Source organism: Caproiciproducens lactatisolvens (genome assembly GCF_052443335.1).
Lineage (GTDB): Bacteria > Bacillota > Clostridia > Oscillospirales > Acutalibacteraceae > Caproiciproducens.
Genome location: NZ_CP195750.1, coordinates 2,457,795 through 2,475,619, shown reverse-complemented (window position 1 = coordinate 2,475,619; position 17,825 = coordinate 2,457,795). Strand labels below are relative to the sequence as shown.

Annotated in this window: 21 protein-coding genes; 15 read left to right on the top strand and 6 right to left on the bottom strand. The window is 51.1% G+C overall.

Annotated elements, in window-relative coordinates:
• The first annotated feature begins 32 nt into the window (after window positions 1-32).
• Window positions 33-965: a helix-turn-helix transcriptional regulator gene (locus ACRQV7_RS12105; RefSeq protein ID WP_444658332.1), complete on the top strand. Its 933-nt coding sequence runs from the start codon at window positions 33-35 to the stop codon at window positions 963-965.
• Between the two features lie 118 nt (window positions 966-1,083).
• Window positions 1,084-1,254, top strand: a complete 171-nt coding sequence (locus ACRQV7_RS12100) for a hypothetical protein (RefSeq protein WP_444658331.1) — start codon at window positions 1,084-1,086, stop codon at window positions 1,252-1,254.
• 170 nt (window positions 1,255-1,424) lie between these two features.
• Here ACRQV7_RS12100 and ACRQV7_RS12095 read toward each other — a convergent pair whose 3' ends face one another.
• From ACRQV7_RS12095 to ACRQV7_RS12085, 3 genes are all read right to left on the bottom strand, one after another.
• Window positions 1,425-2,951, bottom strand: a complete 1,527-nt coding sequence (locus ACRQV7_RS12095) for a hypothetical protein (protein ID WP_444658330.1) — start codon at window positions 2,949-2,951, stop codon at window positions 1,425-1,427.
• A gap of 232 nt (window positions 2,952-3,183) precedes the next feature.
• A complete protein-coding gene (locus ACRQV7_RS12090; RefSeq protein WP_444658329.1) occupies window positions 3,184-3,963 on the bottom strand; it encodes a hypothetical protein in 780 nt (259 codons plus the stop codon).
• A gap of 45 nt (window positions 3,964-4,008) precedes the next feature.
• Complete coding sequence (locus ACRQV7_RS12085) at window positions 4,009-4,866, bottom strand: hypothetical protein (protein ID WP_275715365.1); 858 nt, start codon at window positions 4,864-4,866, stop codon at window positions 4,009-4,011.
• Window positions 4,867-4,973: 107 nt separating this feature from the next.
• Between ACRQV7_RS12085 and ACRQV7_RS12080 the strand changes: the two genes are divergently transcribed.
• From ACRQV7_RS12080 to ACRQV7_RS12050, 7 genes are all read left to right on the top strand, one after another.
• Window positions 4,974-5,828, top strand: a complete 855-nt coding sequence (locus tag ACRQV7_RS12080) for a hypothetical protein (protein WP_444658328.1) — start codon at window positions 4,974-4,976, stop codon at window positions 5,826-5,828.
• Between the two features lie 96 nt (window positions 5,829-5,924).
• Entirely contained in the window at window positions 5,925-6,413 is a 489-nt protein-coding gene (locus ACRQV7_RS12075; protein ID WP_275715369.1) for a hypothetical protein, read from the top strand.
• A gap of 1 nt (window position 6,414) precedes the next feature.
• Window positions 6,415-7,155, top strand: a complete 741-nt coding sequence (locus tag ACRQV7_RS12070; protein WP_444658327.1) for a WG repeat-containing protein — start codon at window positions 6,415-6,417, stop codon at window positions 7,153-7,155.
• Window positions 7,155-7,595 carry a hypothetical protein gene (locus ACRQV7_RS12065; protein ID WP_444658326.1) on the top strand — a complete coding sequence of 147 codons (441 nt, stop codon included), beginning with the start codon at window positions 7,155-7,157 and terminating at the stop codon, window positions 7,593-7,595. Before ACRQV7_RS12070 ends, ACRQV7_RS12065 begins: the two co-directional genes overlap by 1 nt.
• A 130-nt stretch (window positions 7,596-7,725) precedes the next feature.
• On the top strand, window positions 7,726-8,907 hold the full coding sequence (locus tag ACRQV7_RS12060) for an MBL fold metallo-hydrolase (RefSeq protein WP_444658325.1): 1,182 nt from the start codon (window positions 7,726-7,728) through the stop codon (window positions 8,905-8,907).
• Window positions 8,874-9,227, top strand: coding sequence for a hypothetical protein (locus ACRQV7_RS12055; RefSeq protein WP_275715376.1), 354 nt, complete (start codon window positions 8,874-8,876; stop codon window positions 9,225-9,227). The genes ACRQV7_RS12060 and ACRQV7_RS12055 overlap by 34 nt, the downstream gene beginning before the upstream one ends.
• Entirely contained in the window at window positions 9,185-9,481 is a 297-nt protein-coding gene (locus ACRQV7_RS12050; RefSeq protein ID WP_275715378.1) for a hypothetical protein, read from the top strand. Before ACRQV7_RS12055 ends, ACRQV7_RS12050 begins: the two co-directional genes overlap by 43 nt.
• Window positions 9,482-9,685: 204 nt before the next feature.
• Here ACRQV7_RS12050 and ACRQV7_RS12045 read toward each other — a convergent pair whose 3' ends face one another.
• From ACRQV7_RS12045 to ACRQV7_RS12035, 3 genes are read right to left on the bottom strand one after another with little or no spacing between them, the layout of a single operon-like run.
• The gene (locus ACRQV7_RS12045) at window positions 9,686-10,222 is read right to left on the bottom strand and encodes a manganese catalase family protein (protein WP_444658324.1); all 537 of its coding nucleotides are present in this window, start codon (window positions 10,220-10,222) and stop codon (window positions 9,686-9,688) included.
• An 18-nt stretch (window positions 10,223-10,240) separates the two neighbouring features.
• The gene (locus ACRQV7_RS12040) at window positions 10,241-10,480 is read right to left on the bottom strand and encodes a spore coat protein CotJB (protein WP_444658323.1); all 240 of its coding nucleotides are present in this window, start codon (window positions 10,478-10,480) and stop codon (window positions 10,241-10,243) included.
• On the bottom strand, window positions 10,477-10,674 hold the full coding sequence (locus ACRQV7_RS12035; protein ID WP_444658322.1) for a spore coat associated protein CotJA: 198 nt from the start codon (window positions 10,672-10,674) through the stop codon (window positions 10,477-10,479). Before ACRQV7_RS12035 ends, ACRQV7_RS12040 begins: the two co-directional genes overlap by 4 nt.
• A gap of 161 nt (window positions 10,675-10,835) precedes the next feature.
• Between ACRQV7_RS12035 and ACRQV7_RS12030 the strand changes: the two genes are divergently transcribed.
• The 6 genes from ACRQV7_RS12030 to amrS all read left to right on the top strand — a co-directional run bounded on the left by ACRQV7_RS12030 (window position 10,836) and on the right by amrS (window position 17,824).
• Complete coding sequence (locus ACRQV7_RS12030; RefSeq protein WP_444658321.1) at window positions 10,836-11,264, top strand: MarR family winged helix-turn-helix transcriptional regulator; 429 nt, start codon at window positions 10,836-10,838, stop codon at window positions 11,262-11,264.
• A gap of 28 nt (window positions 11,265-11,292) precedes the next feature.
• Window positions 11,293-13,017: an ABC transporter ATP-binding protein gene (locus tag ACRQV7_RS12025; RefSeq protein ID WP_444658320.1), complete on the top strand. Its 1,725-nt coding sequence runs from the start codon at window positions 11,293-11,295 to the stop codon at window positions 13,015-13,017.
• Window positions 13,017-14,876: an ABC transporter ATP-binding protein gene (locus ACRQV7_RS12020; protein WP_444658319.1), complete on the top strand. Its 1,860-nt coding sequence runs from the start codon at window positions 13,017-13,019 to the stop codon at window positions 14,874-14,876. Before ACRQV7_RS12025 ends, ACRQV7_RS12020 begins: the two co-directional genes overlap by 1 nt.
• A gap of 196 nt (window positions 14,877-15,072) precedes the next feature.
• The gene (locus ACRQV7_RS12015) at window positions 15,073-15,585 is read left to right on the top strand and encodes an O-acetyl-ADP-ribose deacetylase (RefSeq protein ID WP_444658318.1); all 513 of its coding nucleotides are present in this window, start codon (window positions 15,073-15,075) and stop codon (window positions 15,583-15,585) included.
• A gap of 29 nt (window positions 15,586-15,614) precedes the next feature.
• Window positions 15,615-17,000 carry an AmmeMemoRadiSam system protein A gene (gene amrA / locus ACRQV7_RS12010; RefSeq protein WP_444658317.1) on the top strand — a complete coding sequence of 462 codons (1,386 nt, stop codon included), beginning with the start codon at window positions 15,615-15,617 and terminating at the stop codon, window positions 16,998-17,000.
• Entirely contained in the window at window positions 16,997-17,824 is an 828-nt protein-coding gene (gene amrS, locus ACRQV7_RS12005) for an AmmeMemoRadiSam system radical SAM enzyme (RefSeq protein ID WP_444658316.1), read from the top strand. The genes amrA and amrS overlap by 4 nt, the downstream gene beginning before the upstream one ends.
• Window position 17,825 lies beyond the last annotated feature (1 nt).

Genomic DNA, 17,825 nt, shown 5'->3' with positions numbered 1-17,825 from the left:
GATGAAAAGATTATTTGAAAGGCGGCTGTCAGATGAAAGTAGACAGGCTTGTCAGCGTTATTATGATACTCCTTGATAAAGAGCGGATAGGCGCACAGGAGTTAGCAGATATGTTTGAAGTTTCGCCCCGCACAATCTACCGTGACATAGACACGATCAACATGGCGGGCATTCCTATCCGCTCAACCCCGGGAGTTGGCGGCGGCTTTGAAATTATGCAGAAATACAAAATTGATAAAAAAGTTTTTTCGACTTCCGACCTTTCCGCTATCTTGATGGGACTTTCCGGCCTTTCAAACGTGATACGAGGTGATGAACTGGTAAACGCCCTTGCGAAAGTCAAGAGCTTTATCCCCGCCGACAGAGCAAAAGACATTGAATTAAAAGCAAATCAAATCTATATAGATTTAAGTCCGTGGATGGGTAACAGAAACATACAACCATATTTAGAAATTATCAAAACAACACTGCAGGAAAGCAAGCTGCTTTCGTTTGAATATGCAGACCGCTATGGGAATAGAACCTCACGAACAGCCGAGCCATATCAGCTTGTATTGAAAAGCAATCATTGGTATTTGCAAGGGTATTGCCATAAAAGAAATGATTACCGCTTATTCAAGCTATCCTGCATGTCAAGCCTGCAAATGCAAGAGGAAACTTTTACACCGCGAGATTATCAAAAACCGACTTTAGACTTCGCTGATATTTTGGAATCGATGCAAACAGAAATTAAAATCCGTATTCATAGATCTGTGATGGATCGGGTACTTGATTTTTGCTCTTATGAACACTTTTGGCCAGACGGCGATGAGCATTACATTGTTCGTTTCCCGTTCATAGAGAACGATTATTACTACAATATTCTTTTGGGTTTTGGGGATAAATGCGAATGTTTAGAGCCGCTACATATCCGCACAGAAATGAAGCGCAGGATACACGATATAGCTGCCTTATACGAAAACTAAAACACGGAGTTTATTCTCATATTCAAAAGATACCGCCTATACCGATGTTCCAAATCCCGGTTTGTCGAGCTTCCGCGATTGCAAATCCTACGTTTTGGAAGATCGTCTCGGCGATATCATGATCGAACTGTACGAAGCGGCTGAAGAAATAAAGAAGGCTCGTGAGGCCCGCGAAGAAGCGGAACGCAAGCGACAGGAGGAAGAACTTCGTAAAGAAGAGAGCCGAAAGCGCTACAATGTTGAGGTCGACCGAACCCTCGCACTGACGAACGCTGAGAAAAAGAATTAGAGTACAAAGGCTATTGGTGGTGACCATATTGTTCTGCTCGAGGTGAGACAATGCGTTTATGGACAGTACAGCCCAAAGAATTGTACGAAAAACTGAAAACTGAAAAAGTGCTACACTGTGAAACCGCCTTTTTTTTACGGTTCGCAGTTACCGTTTTCAACGTGTCTTACTTATGTCTCCTGCGTTTTGAAGTCATCCTCCGTACATTTCCGAAGAATGCTTTTCACTTTATCCAGCGAAAGCGGAACCTTATCTTCCGAAAAATACTCAATATTCACGATTTCCACAACAGCGGAATGGTCGTCTTTTCCCACGGGAACAACTACCAGATCGCCGACGGAAAGCGTATCGTCGTCAGTGAGGTAGTAATAGCTTTTGCCGCTTTCTTCAAATTCCACGCTGCAAAAAATATAGTCGCCGGTTTTGCGCCTTGCTTTCCCGTACACGGAGGGGTTAAGGCTTTCACCGAGGCCGTAGAAACGAATGAAGTCGGAAATACGCTCCGCCAGCTCCGGCCAGTCTTCCGGCAGGCCGTTTTTATCGTATGTGCCGCGGATGACAAGTTGCGGCCGCTTATAAAAGTCTGCGGTAATTTCATAATCTTTCGTTTCGTTGGGGTCTGTCACGACATCCGGGCCGTTGCCAATAATATGCTCAAACAAGCTGTCGGCATCCAATTCATCCAGCAGGTCGGAAACGCCGCCCGGAACAGAATACTTGTGCGAGATGACGCAGCCGGAACCGACCCGCTGGGTTTGCTCGATGGTTTCCGTCTCCCTGTCGATGATCAGCTGCTCGGAATAATCCCAGAGGCAATATTCTGCTGTGTCGCTGATGGGCACCTTGGGCCTGATTTTTGTCACCCGATGGTAGTTCAAGGCGATTCTGTCCACTCTGTCCGGCTTGCAGTTCCCGTCAAACAAAAATAGATCCGGCATATCCAGCGTGCCGCGGATGAGATCGGACAGATCGACGCCGTCAACGTCAAAATCACAGCAAAGAGAGCCTTCGAACCGATACGGCTTTCCGTCCGTATTGGTGATAATCATCTCCCAAGTCCCGATATCAGTTGCAAATTCGGTCTGATACTCATTGCTGAAATATGCGCCGACCGCATTCAGAATACGTGCGGCGGCGTCCCGCCCGATACTGAAACCCTTTGTGCGCCCGCGTTCATACCTCCCGCCGCCCTGACCGTAATTGTAACCGGAGAACCACACCCGGCCGTCGGCGGCGATGGTGAGATGCTGCTCCACTTCCTTGTACGGCGCCGGGAAGAGGCCAAAGCCGATGTTATTTGACTCGATCCGTATCTTTTGGACTTGTCCCCGAAATACAAACGGACTTGCTCCGTCCTCTGAGGTCAGAACGATCAAACGGGAGAAAGCAAGAATGAACCACGGACGGTTTTTATCGGAAAGCAGAGATTCTCCGTAAGACCAATGGGTAATATACCTCCACTGTGAAAAAATCGCCGAACCCAAAAGGTCAATGTCGTCTACTTGCCCGATCATTCTATCCAATGACTCATAATCTTGAAACGCATTCTTGAAAGAGTGGCCGCAGTCCATTTCAAAACCGAGAGAAAAGCACTCTTCGGCAAAGCCTTCCGCGACTTCATGCTCGGTCGTTCTCTCACCGCGATACTTTTCAAACCACTTGATCGCAAATTCGTAAGTTTCTCGTTTTGTTGCCACCGGAGCGCCTCCTCTATGAAAGCCATTTTCTCTGCTTGAACCATCGCTCAGCCCGGAAAGGCATATTTGTTTCTTTATGCTTCCATTATACCAGATTTTTTATTTGGTAGTACCCTGTTCTTTGCGCGGTATTTAATGGAAGCTTTATTTTTAGAAGTGCAATAGCAAAAAGGACGAGGGTATTTGGACCCTCGTCCTTTTTGCTATGACTGCTGATCTGTTGCTGTAAGAATCAGTCATTCAGTTTTCTTCGCTGATTTTCCCAATCCGAAATAACTGTCAGAGCATTGGAAAGCGCGCCTGCACCAATCGCCAGATCCCAAGAAATGTGTCTGAGGGAACTTCCATACGACAGATGCGCAAATATTTCACGTATCATTACGCCGCCTTTCAGTTTACTCAGACTCGGAGGTACAAGTTGAATTGGCTGCTCCGCGAGAAATGTTTCTGCCGGTAACCGAAGACAGAGCTTGCTTTCTGCGCCAGTACTTTCCTCACCCCGGACAATGATAATGAATTCTATTGGGAAATTAGCAGCGGTGATAAAATCATACATGATTCTATACCAATCAAATCCAGCCGAAAAGATACGGAAAAACATTTCTTTAGTTGACGCATCCGTATGATACATACCACCATAGCGAGCCCGCAGAAACTCTTGGTTTAGTTCAGCGGCAACCTCGCCGCACAAGGCGGCTAAATCCAGTTTTTCTGTGGGAATTGCCTTGATTTCTTCTGCGTGTGCTTTGACAAATTCCTGCGACAGGGGGCAATCGGGCTTTTGAAAAAGGGAGTCAGGCGCATTAGAGATAACATCGCCGTCAACAGAAACAGAAGTTATCCATGCTGCGATCGTTTCCAGCGCAAGCTGCTGGGATTCCTCATGCCGTGTATTGGCATACAGCCATTCCGCCGCAAGTAAAGTCTCGCCCATATTTTCGGGGTTCGCGCAAATATACTGTGGGCAAGGAAAGGCCTTGCCGTCATTGCGAATCATCCATGCGGTATTCATTCGTTTACCTCTTCTTTCTATCAGAAGTTGTGATTTATTACAAAATTAGCCGGCAGTGATCTTTTCGGGTAAATCATCAACCGCATCAAGGCCGTTTTCATAAACGATTAAATCATCGCCAAGCTTTGTATGTATTGCCTCAAGTGATTTACGGCTATTGGTAGAATTGCACTTCCCATAAACCAGCAGTTTGGTACGTTTATATAGTGAAAGCTTTCCCGAATAAATCTCACAACCGAAAATCTCTCGCATAATATCAAAATAGTCTTGATAGGCAGTAAGAATTTGATCCTCTCTTGCCGCCAGATTTGCATCATACTTTTCAAGCTGCTTTGCAATTTTCAAGCTGTTATACAATTCGGGTTCAGATTGTCCCGTAAATCTCCGTTTGATTTCCGGATTTCCGGCATCCTTTGCTTCGATAAAGTAGAGCATACCGGTGTCCTTGTCAAGAAAAAGCAAATCGACCTGTGTATTGTTATAAATTTTTTTATTTTCTATGTAAAGACAGGGGAACCCAACCTCAACATCCAATAAAACCATACTGGGAGCCGGTTGGACATAGGGCGTAAACTTTCTGTAAAGCGTGGAGAGTTCTGCGCGTTCCCTGGAGTCACCGCTCGTCTTTTTCGCCCATGAGTCGCTCTCTTCTTTTCTCTTTCTATAAGCATTCTGATCCATACTATCCAAAAGCAGCTCACCACTGGTGTTTCCTTGAAAGGCATAAATTCGCGAACCCTGGTAATAAAAGTGAATTTCTCCACCATATCGGAGAGCCGGGAACACCTCTCCCCGTTCGACATCTTCTTTCAGCAGTCTAAACCAAGGCATTTTCTGTAATTGCTCAATTCCTTTACGCCGATCACATGCCGTTTGATAAAAAGAACGCTCAAACTTTTTCATATTAACAACCCCAGTATGTAAGATATTATGACAAAAGTTTATCATATTCTGCAAAAAAAGCAATCTGTATCGCGCCATTACGTGTGTCTGAAGATAGGAAACAGCCTGTGGTATACTCCCTTCAAAAGCTAATGATTTTTGCTATTGGAGGATATCAAATGATGGACAATCCCTTTGCGGCGTACAGCACAAAAATATTCACCGTATTTCTTTGGGCATACAACGATTGTATGTGCGAGCGGTGTGATCCTTCATCTTTTTTCTGCGAAGTATATGATCGGATGGAGCTTGCCGTTCAGGCGGGAAAGGAGGAGCTTACCCGTCAAATCGAACGGCTGAAAGAAGAATTCACCGCAGATCAAAACAAATCATTCGACGTTTTTGTCAAGGACAAGGTTAATTATTTGTTTATGGTCAAAGAGCAATATCCCAAACGCGTGTTGTTTTCAGATCCCAGTAATGACATAGAAACCCAAGAGTGGATCAAGGAATGCCAAAATTGGAGCAGGCAGTTCATCTGTTCCAGCACCCCTTTTCCAATCACACCGGAAACGGATCTGTATCAGCTTTGCAGCCAGCAGAGCGAATACATAGAGTACCGGTTCGATTATACCGGCGCTTTAATCAGCCGTTTAGAATCGAGAGGCGGGGGCGGATATTATCGCATGCCCTCGGATTACGAGGAAGACGCCGGAGTGAAATTCGCGGTCGGACAGGTCGTTCGCCTGAAAAGCGAGCCGAAAAAACTTTATTTGGTGGCCGCGAACGCAGGACGCCTTTGCGATGCTAAAAATGTGTTTACATGGGAAAATGAATATCTTTTATATCCCTTCGAACAAATCGAATGCGATTGTATACCAGACTATGATCATATTCATGAGAGTGAGCTTGAAGCGCATGATGGTCAGGAATACAGCGATTTACAGAAAATGCAGCTTCAGTTTCTTCAGCAATATTTGTAGGGGTTGTGCAATGAAGGATAAATTTTGCGACAATACGTATGTCTTTTATTAACAAATGTGGTATGATAAACTCATAACAGCAAGGAGGAAAACCTCATGGAATTGACCAAGACCTCCCGCATTCTTTCCGTCTTTCATTTATTCCGGTATTGCAGCGAGGTTTGTTTCCAAGAAATCACCGATTTACTGCCGGTCAGCGAAAAGACCGTTTCACGGGATATTCTGCTGCTTAAGCAGGCGGGGGTCTTGCACATCCGCTACTCCAATAAGAGAAAGGCGTTTGTTTTAACCGATACGCAGTTTCATGCGCCGCAGTTTCCTGAAAACAAAACGCGCAAATTGTACCTTGAAAAAATCATACGGTTATGCACATTAATGGTAGAGATGGACGGAGCAAATCCCGTGGTTTGGTACCGGGAGCATTACCCGGCTTTATCAGACCGCACACGGCAGCGGGACTTTGCCGAGCTTTTCAAAATCGGATACCATATCCGCTACATGCCGGCGGACCCTTGGGGCGAACCCGGTCATTATGATTATGAGATTCCAGACACCTATGGCTTGGAAACCTTTAGGAGGAGATAGTATGGATCATAGAAAAGAGTGCCGTATTTACACAATGACCGGAGAAGCTGTCGGCGGGTTCCTTTCCGGCAGCCACGTTTACCCGGATTCAGAAGTTGATCTATATCATGAATTTTTAAGTCTCTATTTGCTGCAGATAGAATCCGGCGGAAAATGGGGCTTGATGAACGTTGAGACCAATGAACTTGCGATTTCCCTGCAATTTGACTATATCCACCCGATGTTCAGTGCTAAGAACCCTCCAAAAACCAACCATGCAAAAACGAGCCACGCTGTAAAAAATGCTTTGCACGGATATATCAATGTACTGGGAGAGACGGTAATTCCGTTTGTGTATGAAGATGCCTGTCACTATGCTTCTTCAAATGGATATTTTGCGGTCAAACGTGGAAAATGGGGGGTGGTGAATAGGGAAAATGAGCCGATACTCCCCTTTGTTTTCGATAGAATTGACCTAGATAGCTGTTTTGACCGCTATGCAGGGGGGCTTCAGCCTTATGCAGGAATCAGCGCCATTCGAGATGGATACATGGTTCTGTTCGATATGGATGGTGAGATATTGGAGGATCATCTGACCGCCCAGCCATGCGGATATAGTACGCACGGGTTTGGAGATTATATGCTGCTACAGCGCAAGCGAAAATTCGGCGTGGCCTGCCGGGATGGACGGCTCATTACCAACGTTACGATGCTCAAACGGGAAGCCATGCATTTGATTCGGAAATTGGAGGGAGCTTGCTGATGAAAGACTTATCCTACTTTTCCGCAAGGCTGCCGTGCAGTCATGAAGAAAAAGCTGAATGTCTGCAAACCATAAGAAAGCTCAGCCATTTTCTTATGGTGGCGCGGGCAGACGGTTTTTTAGCTCTGGAGCCTTTTCTGGAGCAGGAAACAGACCCGCTGATGAAGGCTTGCTTGCTGGACATTCTGGACGGACTGGATGGCGCGGAACTGGAACAACGCTTTGAAGGTTATCTGGCAGCAGGCGATTACCGCGGCAAGGCTTGTTTGCAGGCAATGATCGTGTTAAAGGGATTTTTGCTTCTGCAAGCCTGCCAGACACCGGAGGTTTTGTGGACGGAAATGCAGGGCTACTTTGGCGCGGATTTCGCAGAGGAGTACCGAAAGGCCTCCCTGTGGGAGCAGAAAATGAGAAAGCAGTATGAAGCGAATCAGACGTAAAATTGAGGGAGAAAGGCAATGCTGACAAAAAGGAGAGTAGTGAATGTACATAAAAATTCATCGTGGAACAGCACAAATCGGCGGAAACCTGATTGAAATCGGAACCGATCAGACCAGAATTTTGTTTGACGTGGGAGCCAACCTGCCGCCTCTTGACGGAAAAGGAGCAGAAGATTCTATCGAAATAGAAGGACTTACTTGCGGCAAATCTGCGTTTGACTGGGTGTTTCTCAGTCATCATCACAACGACCACTGCGGGCTGGCGGATCGGATTTTGCCCGGCATTCCGATTCTTTCGGGAGAAGAGACCCACCGTATTTTGGATGTGATCTCCGACTTTACCGGTTCGCCCCGCCCGGAAATCCATCTTCATTTCAAAAGCGGTCAGCCGATTCAACTGGATGATATACGGGTAACACCGATTGGGGTAGAGCATTCTGCAGCAGATGCCTATATGTTTTTGGTTCAGGCGGATGGGAAGAGCGTGCTTTATACCGGGGATTACCGGGCAGCGGACTCTATTCCCACACAAATCCGGCAGTTGCTTGGGGGACAAAAGCTGGATCTCCTGATCAGCGAGGGAACCAATGTCCGTATAGAAAAACAGGGCAGAAACGCCCCGCAGAACGAAAACCAGGTGGAGCAGCGTGCCTGCGAGTTGATGAAGCAATATGAGGGCACAGTGTTTGTCCTGTGTTCCTCTACGAATGAAGAACGAATCCGCGCGATACACCGGGCGGCAAAGAGCGCCGGACGAGCTGTATGCGAGGATTTGTTTTTAACGGCGGTTCGCACGCAAAGGGAGGAAAATACCCTGCGCTTTGTAGCACATTATACCAGCGAGGAAAAAACGCCGCGTACATACGCCTATTTTCAGCGTTATTTTGAACGGCGTAAACTCTTGGGCGCAGAGAGCCTTGCAAAGATTTCGGGGGAAAAGGTGATTTTTGTGCGAACCTCTATGCTTCCCTTTTTAAAGAGCTATTTGGATTACCGCCCTGATGAAAAAAATTTGCTCATCTATTCCATATGGCAGGGATACCGGGAAACTCGCCCTGTCAAAGACCTGCTGGCCTTTTGCGGCACTCATGGAATCGAGGTAGCAGACCTGCATTGCAGCGGACACGCTTACCGAAACGCCATACAAGAGTTGATTGGGGTACTCAATCCTCAAGCGCTGATTCCCATTCATTGTGAAGCACAAGACCGGGAGCAATTCAAGGCACTTCATCCGAACTGCCTGATGGTACGCGATGGCGAGAGATGGGAGGTATCAAAATGCTGGAAGGCTGGCTTGCAATTTTATCAGTGATTGGTGTCGTATCGTTCGGTGTGTATTATAATTCATGGTTACAGCGTACCCGCGGGTGCTCCGCGCTCACTTTTTGGCGGGTGATCGGCGGCATTGCGGACTTGGTTTTGTGGCTGGCTGTGCTTGATGCCGACAGCACCATGCATGGGATTATTCTGTTCCTGATTGCGGCGGGCATTTTTCTTCTGCTGTTTTTAGTGAACTACCAGGACTCCAAAAGCGTACTGCACGCTTTTCTCATGACACTGTGGCTGATTTTAATTGGCGGAGCTATCACATGGCTTTTGAGCGCATTGAGCAATCGGAGCAAAAAACACTGAGCAGCGACAGGAAAGCCCACCCCTCGGAAAGAAAGATCAGAGAAGACGAAGCGGGAAAGCTGGCGGATTATTTGCGCCGGAACGCGGTAAAATCTGTAGCGGTTTGCGTCCATTGCTGTGAAAACGAAACACTGGACGAAGTGGCCATGATGCTTTCCCCTTTTTCCGCTTTGCCGGGCTTTTCATGGGAGGCGGTTCGGCGTGATTTCGTGTCTGGAACGAACAGCTACATGGTAGTTCGCTATGTTTTATGACATGAGAATACGAATATGAGCCCTGACATTTATTCCGGTTGTCCAAATTGCAACTTCCCTTCTTGAGTATATTTCTGTAGCGATATAATCCATTGCATTCCCGGGGATGCTTCCGCGGGACTTGAGCGGGGATAGGTTCCTAACCAATTGATTTATTATATCAGATGAAATTGTTTTTTATTTTAAGAAATTTTGACAAATTTCTTACGAAAATCTTATATTTTTATCGGAAACGTGAATTGTTGACTCCATTAATTTACGGATTCGGATTGTGGTGGAAACGGCTTGTCCTATCATAAATTTTTTTGTAAGTCGTTCTTTCGCAATCGCAGCATCTGCGGCAAGGTCCTCGTGAATATCGGTGATCGGATCGCCCTTTACCTGTAAAGCGGCCGCGGTAAACGGGCTTCCGTTTGCGTCGGACGGATATACTCCGTTGGTATGGTTGACAAAGTAAGCGGCAAATCCGCCTTCTCTGATCTGCTCTTCCGTCAGATTTCTGGTAAGCTGGTGGACAATCGTTCCAACCATCTCCAGATGAGCGAGCTCTTCAGTCCCGATATCTGTCAAAATTGCTTTTAATTCCGGATACGGCATACTGTAACGCTGGCTTAAATAGCGCAGGGAAGCTCCCAATTCGCCATCCGGTCCACCGTACTGGGCAATGATAATCTGCGCCAGCTTCGGATTGGTATTTTTGATATTGATCGGATACTGCAGGTTCTTCTGGTAATTCCACATTATTTGTTTCCCCCCTTGTTAACATCCCACGGCCATGGGTTGCAGCTCCATGCCCAGCGGCTGGTGTGAACTGTTCTGATTCATCGGCCCGTAGGCCGCTTCGTACTGTGCGGTTAATTCCTCTGCCATCCTGCGGTATTCCTCTTGCTGCTTTGCTGCCTTACAGTCGCCGGGATGGGTGTCCAAAAAAATATGAAGCTCCCAGGTCGCAAAACGGTAGGCGTTAATCCTGCGCATCAGCGTTTCCTGTTCGCTCATTTCCTCCTGCCTCCCAAAAACGGTTTGTCAAGCTCAGGGAAGATGGTTCCCATCTCCAGCCCTTTTTCAGGAGTGTAAGTGGAATTGAATTGTTGGAAGGGAACATAGGCCATTGCTACGACCGGCATCGCCGGAAGGGGAGTCGGACTCATTTCACAGCCCTGTCCGTCCATATCCATCATATTATCTGTCATTGTTTTTCTCCTCTCGTGAGCATTGGTATTATCTCACAATATATTATGTATTAGGATTTCAAATGGTGTAATTGCTTATTTCGTAACTTGACATTTCCAGAATGCGGGATTAATATTAGTTTACTAACAGTTAGCTTCCTAATTGACAGGAGGGAATTTTTATGCCGGTTACGCTGCATATGGCGATCAATCGGGTATTTCACGCGCAAAAAAATGTGACGAGGCCCGGAATGGCGAAAATCGGCCTTTCACCCGGACAGCCGAAAATTCTGAACCACCTTTCACGGCAGAACCATTGCATGCAGAAGGACATTGCTTCGGCGCTGGACATTGAACCGGCCACCGTGTCGCAGATTCTGAACAATATGGTGCAGGCCGGGCTGATCCGGCGGTCCAACCCCGCGGAAAGAAGAAGGGCGGAATCGGTGTCCATAACGGAAAAGGGCTGTGAATATCTGGAAAAATGGCAGCAGCTCTGTAAGGAAATCGAGGATGTGTCCCTGCAGGGGTTCACGCAGGGGGAGCAGGAGCAGTTCCTGGATTACCTCTATCGCATGTACTGGAATTTGACTGGGAAAGAGATTGAATAAAGCCTGTTCGGCACTTGGAGGGGAATGAGTGTTAAACCGTTTTTTTATCTATTCCGACAAGTATCGCAGGCATCTGGCCGGCGGGGTCGTCTGCGTCGCTCTCGAAGCAATGTTCGAGCTTGTCATTCCACTGATTATGGCCGATATCATCGACGTGGGCGTCGCCAACCGCGATACGAACTATATCCTGCGGAAAAGCCTCGCCATGGTTGCCTGTGCGCTGATTTCTCTGCTTCTGGGCGCGATTTACGCGCGTCTGGCGGCCAGAGCGGGTCAGGGCTTCGGCGCGGAGCTGAGAAAAGCGGAATACCGCAAAATACAGGGCTTTTCCTTTTCCAATATGGATCATTTCAGCACCCCGTCGCTGATTACCCGCCTCACCAGCGATATCACCATTTTGCAGAACGCAATCTGCAACGGAATCCGGCCAATGATCCGCGGTCCGGTCATGATGGTGATGGCGCTGGCGATGTCGATCAAAATGAGCGCAAAGCTGGCGGTGGTTTTCCTGACAGCGATTCCCGTGCTGGCCGTCTGCCTGGTCCTGATTCTCCGCAGGCTCCGCCCGATGTACGGAAAGATGCAGAAGGCGCTGGACCGGGTGAACTCTATTGTGCAGGAGAATCTGACGGCGATCCGTACGGTAAAATCCTATGTGAAGGGCGACAGCGAATGCCTGAAATTCAGCGCCGTCAACGAAACGTTCCGGGCTTCCTCGGAAACGGCTTTCCGCTACGCGGCGCTGAATATGCCCTGCTTTCAGTTTGTCATGTATTCCACCATTCTGTGCATCCTCTGGTTCGGGGGGAACTTTATCCACACGGGTACCATGCGGGTGGGACAGCTGACCGGATTTTTAAGCTATGTTCTTCAGATCCTGAACTCGCTGATGATGATTTCCAACGTGTTCCTGATGCTCAGCCGCTCGATGACCTCCGCTTACCGCATTGCGGAGGTGCTGGACGAACCGGTGGGAATCACCGACGGCACGGGCAGCGGGACGGTGGAACATGGAAGCATCGATTTTGAGCATGTGTACTTCAAATATCAAAAGACGGCCAGGGAATATGTGCTGTCCGACATCAGCCTGCATATCGGCACCGGTCAGACGGTGGGCATCATCGGCGGAACGGGCTCCGCGAAATCCTCGCTGGTACAGCTGGTTCCCCGGCTTTACGACGTTACCTCCGGCAGCCTGAAAATAGACGGCCGCGACGTAAAGGAGTATCCGCTTGCGCATCTGCGCGACGCCGTGGGCATGGTGCTGCAGAAAAACACCCTTTTCAGCGGAACCATCCGCGAAAATCTGAAGTGGGGAAACGAAAACGCCACCGACGAGGAGCTGGACTGGGCGTGCCGGATCGCCTGCGCGGATGAATTCCTGTCCCGGATGCCGGAGGGCTACGACACCGACCTCGGGCAGGGCGGTGTGAATGTTTCCGGCGGGCAGAAGCAGCGGCTCTGCATTGCCCGCGCGCTGCTGAAACGTCCTAAGGTGCTGATCTTTGACGATTCCACCAGCGCGGTGGATACCGCCACCGAGGCGAAAATCCGCAGAAGACTGGCGGAGGACTTAAAGGATACGACAAAGATCATGATTACCCAGCGCATCAGCTCGATTGAAAACGCGGACCTGATCGTGGTGCTGGAGGACGGAAAAATCAATGAGGCGGGCACGCATGAAAGCCTGCTGGAACACAATCCGATTTACCGCGATATTTATGAATTTCAGCAGAAGGGGGCCACGGCGTAATGGCGAGAACAACGCTGCATGAAAAGCCCAAGGATATCCGGAAAACGCTGAAATTCCTCTGGCGCTATCTGAAAAAGCACGGAACCGCTCTGCTGCTGATTACCGTCATGGTGGCCGTCAGCGCCGGGGCGAACGTCTTCGGCACCTATCTGCTGAAACCGGCCGTCAACGACTACATTATCCCCGGGGACATCCGGGGGCTTATGAAAATCCTGATCTTTATGGCCGCCGTCTATTTTGCCGGCGTAGCCGCGTCCTACGGATATTCCCAGCTGATGGTGAGAATTGCGCAGAAGATCGTGCAGGAAATCCGCGACGACCTTTTCCATAAGGTGCAGACGCTGCCCCTGCGCTTTTTCGATGCAAAAACGCACGGCGAACTGATGAGCCGGTTTACAAACGATATCGACACCATCGCCGAGGCCCTGAACAACAGCTTTACCGTGCTGATCCAAAGCTTCATTATCATCGTCGGCACATTTACGGTGCTGATTATCCTGAATGCCGAACTGTCGGCGATCGTGCTTTTGTCCTTCCTCGGCATGTTCCTGTTTCTGAGGTACAGCGGAAAGAAAAGCCATGCGTATTTTTCCTACCAGCAGAAGTTTATGGGCAGTCTGAACGGTTTTATGGAGGAGATGGTGGAGGGGCAGAAGGTCGTCAAGGTTTTCAATCACGAGGACAGGGACTTTGAAGAATTCTCCGACCGCAACAACAAACTGCTGGATGCCGCCACGGGCGCGCTGACTTATTCAGGCATTCTGATTCCGGTGGTGGTCAGCCTTTCCTATTTTAACTATGCGGTCTCTGCCTGTTTCGGCGCGTTCTTTGCCATTGCGGGCAGAATCGATCTGGGAAGCCTTGCCTCCTACCTTGTTTATGTCCGCCAGACGGCGATGCCCGTCAACCAGTTTTCCCAGCAGCTGAATCTTATTCTGGCCGCCCTGTCCGGTGCGGAGCGGATTTTTGAAATCATGCAGGTAACGCCGGAAACGGACGACGGCAACGTGACCCTTGTGCATGCCGCGCAGGGGGAAAACGGCGAGCTGAGGGAATGCGGGGAACGCACGGGCCGGTGGGCCTGGCGCGTGCCGGATGCGGACGGGACCGACCGGCTGGTGCCCCTTTTGGGCGACGTCCGTTTTCACGACGTGGTGTTCGGCTACGTTCCCGGCCGTCCCGTTTTGAAGGGAATCAACCTTTACGCGAAGCCGGGCCAGAAAATTGCCTTCGTGGGCTCGACCGGCGCGGGCAAGACGACCATTGCCAACATGATCAACCGTTTTTACGACGTCACCTCCGGAAGCATTACCTACGACGGGATCGACGTCCGGAATATCAAAAAGGACGACCTGCGTCATTCGCTCGCCGTCGTTTTGCAGGATACCCATCTGTTTACGGGCACGATCGCCGACAATATCCGTTACGGAAATCCGGACGCGGACAGGGAGCAGGTGATTAAGGCCGCCAAGCTGGCGAACGCGGATTCCTTTATCCAGAGGCTTCCGGACGGCTACGACACCATGCTTTTCGGCGACGGTGGAAACCTGAGCCAGGGCCAGCGCCAGCTGCTTGCCATCGCGCGCGCCGCGGTCTCCGACCCGCCGGTGCTGATTCTGGATGAGGCGACCAGCTCCGTGGACGCCCATACGGAAAAGCTGATTGAAACCGGCATGGATCACCTGATGGAAAACCGGACGGTCTTTGTCATTGCCCACCGGCTTTCCACCGTGCGCAACGCCAAGGCCATCATCGTGCTGGAAAACGGCGAAATTCTGGAGCGCGGCAGCCATGAGGAGCTGATTGCCCAGAAAGGGCGGTATTATCAATTGTACACCGGTCAGTTTGAATTGTCCTGAGAGGCCCGACCCCAGGTTTCGGCTGATTTCATAGACCGGCATATCCTCCAAATCGATGCGTAAATGCGAAAGGGCCCTGCTTGCGTGAGTGTACGAAAGCAGGGCTCTTTCGGGCATTTTCCGGCTCTTGAAAAATTCTTGCGGAAAGAATAGAATTTAAGAAAAGAAACGGCTGAGGCCGCGGAAAGGAGACGTCATGAAATTTTTGATTGTTCAGGGAGATATTACAAAGCAAACGGCAGATGCTATTGTAAACGCGGCAAACACTTCCCTGCTGGGCGGCGGGGGAGTGGACGGGGCCATCCACCGCGCGGCGGGGCCGGAGCTTCTCAGGGAATGCCGGACCCTGCGCGGCTGTGAGACCGGAAAGGCGAAAATCACAAAGGGGTACCGCCTTCCCGCAAAGTACGTCATCCATACGCCCGGCCCGGTGTGGCGGGATGGAAAAAGCGGCGAACCGGAGCTGCTGGAAAGCTGTTACCGTTCCTGCCTTGCGCTGGCGGAGGAATACCGGTGCCGCACGGTTGCGTTTCCTTCCATCAGCACGGGCGTTTATCGTTTTCCGCCGGAACTTGCGGCCCAAATCGCCGTAAGGACGATTCTGGAATTTCTGAGCCGGAGCGACGCTGTGGAAACGGTCACCATGGTCTGCTTTGACCCGGAGACAAAGGCGGCGTACGACCGCGCGCTGGCGGCCGCCTTACAGTAGCGTTGTGAATTTGGAAAGGGGGATGTTTTATGTCGATTGCAGGTGCGTTTATTATGCCGCACCCTCCCATTATCCTGCCGGAGGTGGGGAAAGGGGAGGAACGGAAAATTCAGAGGACCGCCGACGCGTGCCGGGAGGTTGCGGGCAGGATCGCGGCGCTGAAACCGGACACGTTGGTAGTGACTTCGCCGCATTCCGTCCTGTACGCGGATTATTTCCATATTTCTCCCGGTGAGCGCGCCCACGGGGATTTTGCGCGTTTCGGCGCGCCGCAGGCCGCCGTCGACGCCCGGTACGACAGCGAATTTGTACGGGCGCTGACCGACGCGGCCGGAAAAGCGGGATTGCCCGCCGGGACCTTTGGCGAGCGGGAAAAATCCCTTGACCACGGCACCATGATCCCGCTCCGCTTTTTAAACGAACGCTGCGCCGACTATCGGCTGGTGCGCATCGGGCTTTCCGGGCTGCCTGGGCCGGACCATTACCGGCTGGGAAAATGCATCGCCCAAACGGCGGAGGCTCTGGGCCGGAAGGTCGTTTTTATCGCGAGCGGGGACCTCTCCCACCGGCTCAGAGAGGACGGGCCCTACGGCTTTGCGAAGGAAGGCCCCGAATTTGACAGCCGGGTGACCGACGCGATGGCAAAGGGGGATTTCCTGCGCTTCCTGACTTTTGACCCCGATTTCTGCGACGCGGCGGCGGAGTGCGGGCTGCGCTCGTTTATCATCATGGCGGGCGGGCTGGACGGAAAGGCCGTCCAGCCCGAATTGCTTTCATATGAAGGGCCGTTCGGGGTCGGGTACGGCGTTTGTGCTTTCCGGATCACCGGAGACGACGAAAGCCGCCGGTTTGATTCGGCCTTTGAAGCTGAAGAGAAAAAAAGACTGGAGCTGATCCAGTCGCAGGAGGATGAATATGTCAGGCTGGCCCGGCTGTCGCTGGAAACCCATGTCCGGACAGGGAAAAGGGCGGAGCTTCCCGCCGGGCTGCCGGAAGAAATGCTGCGTCACCGGGCGGGGACTTTCGTGTCGCTGAAAAAGGACGGGGAGCTTCGGGGGTGCATCGGCACCATCGGGCCGGTGACGTCCTGCGTAGCGGAGGAAATCGTAAGGAACGCGGTCAGCGCCGGTACGGAGGATCCTCGCTTTGCGCCCGTGACGGAGCAGGAGCTGCCGAGCCTTGTCTACAGTGTGGACGTGCTGGCTCGCCCGGAACCGATCGACACAATGGAGGAACTGGATGCCGGGCGCTACGGCGTCATTGTCACCAGCGGGTACAAACGCGGACTGCTGCTGCCGAATCTGGAAGGGGTCGATACCCCGGAGCGGCAGGTGTCCATCGCCATGCAAAAAGCAGGGATCCGCAAAGGGGAGCCCTGCTCTCTGGAACGGTTCGAGGTGGTGCGCCACAAATGAAAACCATCTGTGCAATCTGTCCCCATCACTGCGCGCTGGAGGAGGGGCAGACCGGCCTTTGCCGCGCGCGCAGAAACAGCGGCGGCAAAGTGATTTGTGACAACTACGGAAAAGTGACCGGCCTTGCGCTTGACCCCATCGAAAAGAAGCCGCTGCGCCGCTTCTGCCCCGGCGGGAAAATCCTGTCCGTCGGCAGCTACGGCTGCAACCTGCGCTGTCCGTTCTGCCAGAACAGCTCCATTTCCATGGCGGACGGGGAACACGCGGAAACCGCTGCGGTTTCGCCCGCGGCTCTGGCCGAAAAGGCGGAGGAGCTCGTGCCGAGCGGGAATATCGGCGTCGCATATACCTACAACGAGCCGCTTGTCGGCTATGAGTTTGTCCGGGACTGCGCCGCCCTCGTCCGGGCGCGCGGACTGAAAAATGTCGCCGTGACCAACGGCTGCATCTGTGAAGAACCGCTGAAAGACCTGCTCCCGCTGATCGACGCGGTGAACATCGACCTGAAGGGCTTTACCGAACGTTTTTACCGGATGGTCGGCGGCAACCTGAAAACGGTGATGCACGCGATTGAGCTGTCGGCACAAAGCTGCCACACGGAAGTGACTACGCTTGTGATTCCCGGGGAAAATGACAGCGACGGGGAAATGGACGCGCTCTCCGGATGGCTTGCTTCGGTGGACGCGGAAATCCCGCTGCACGTCACCCGGTTCTTCCCGTGCTTTCAGATGACCGACCGCGGCCCGACTCCGGTAGAAACCGTTTACCGGCTGGCGGAAATCGCCCGCGGGCATCTGCGGTACGTCTATGTGGGAAACTGCTGAC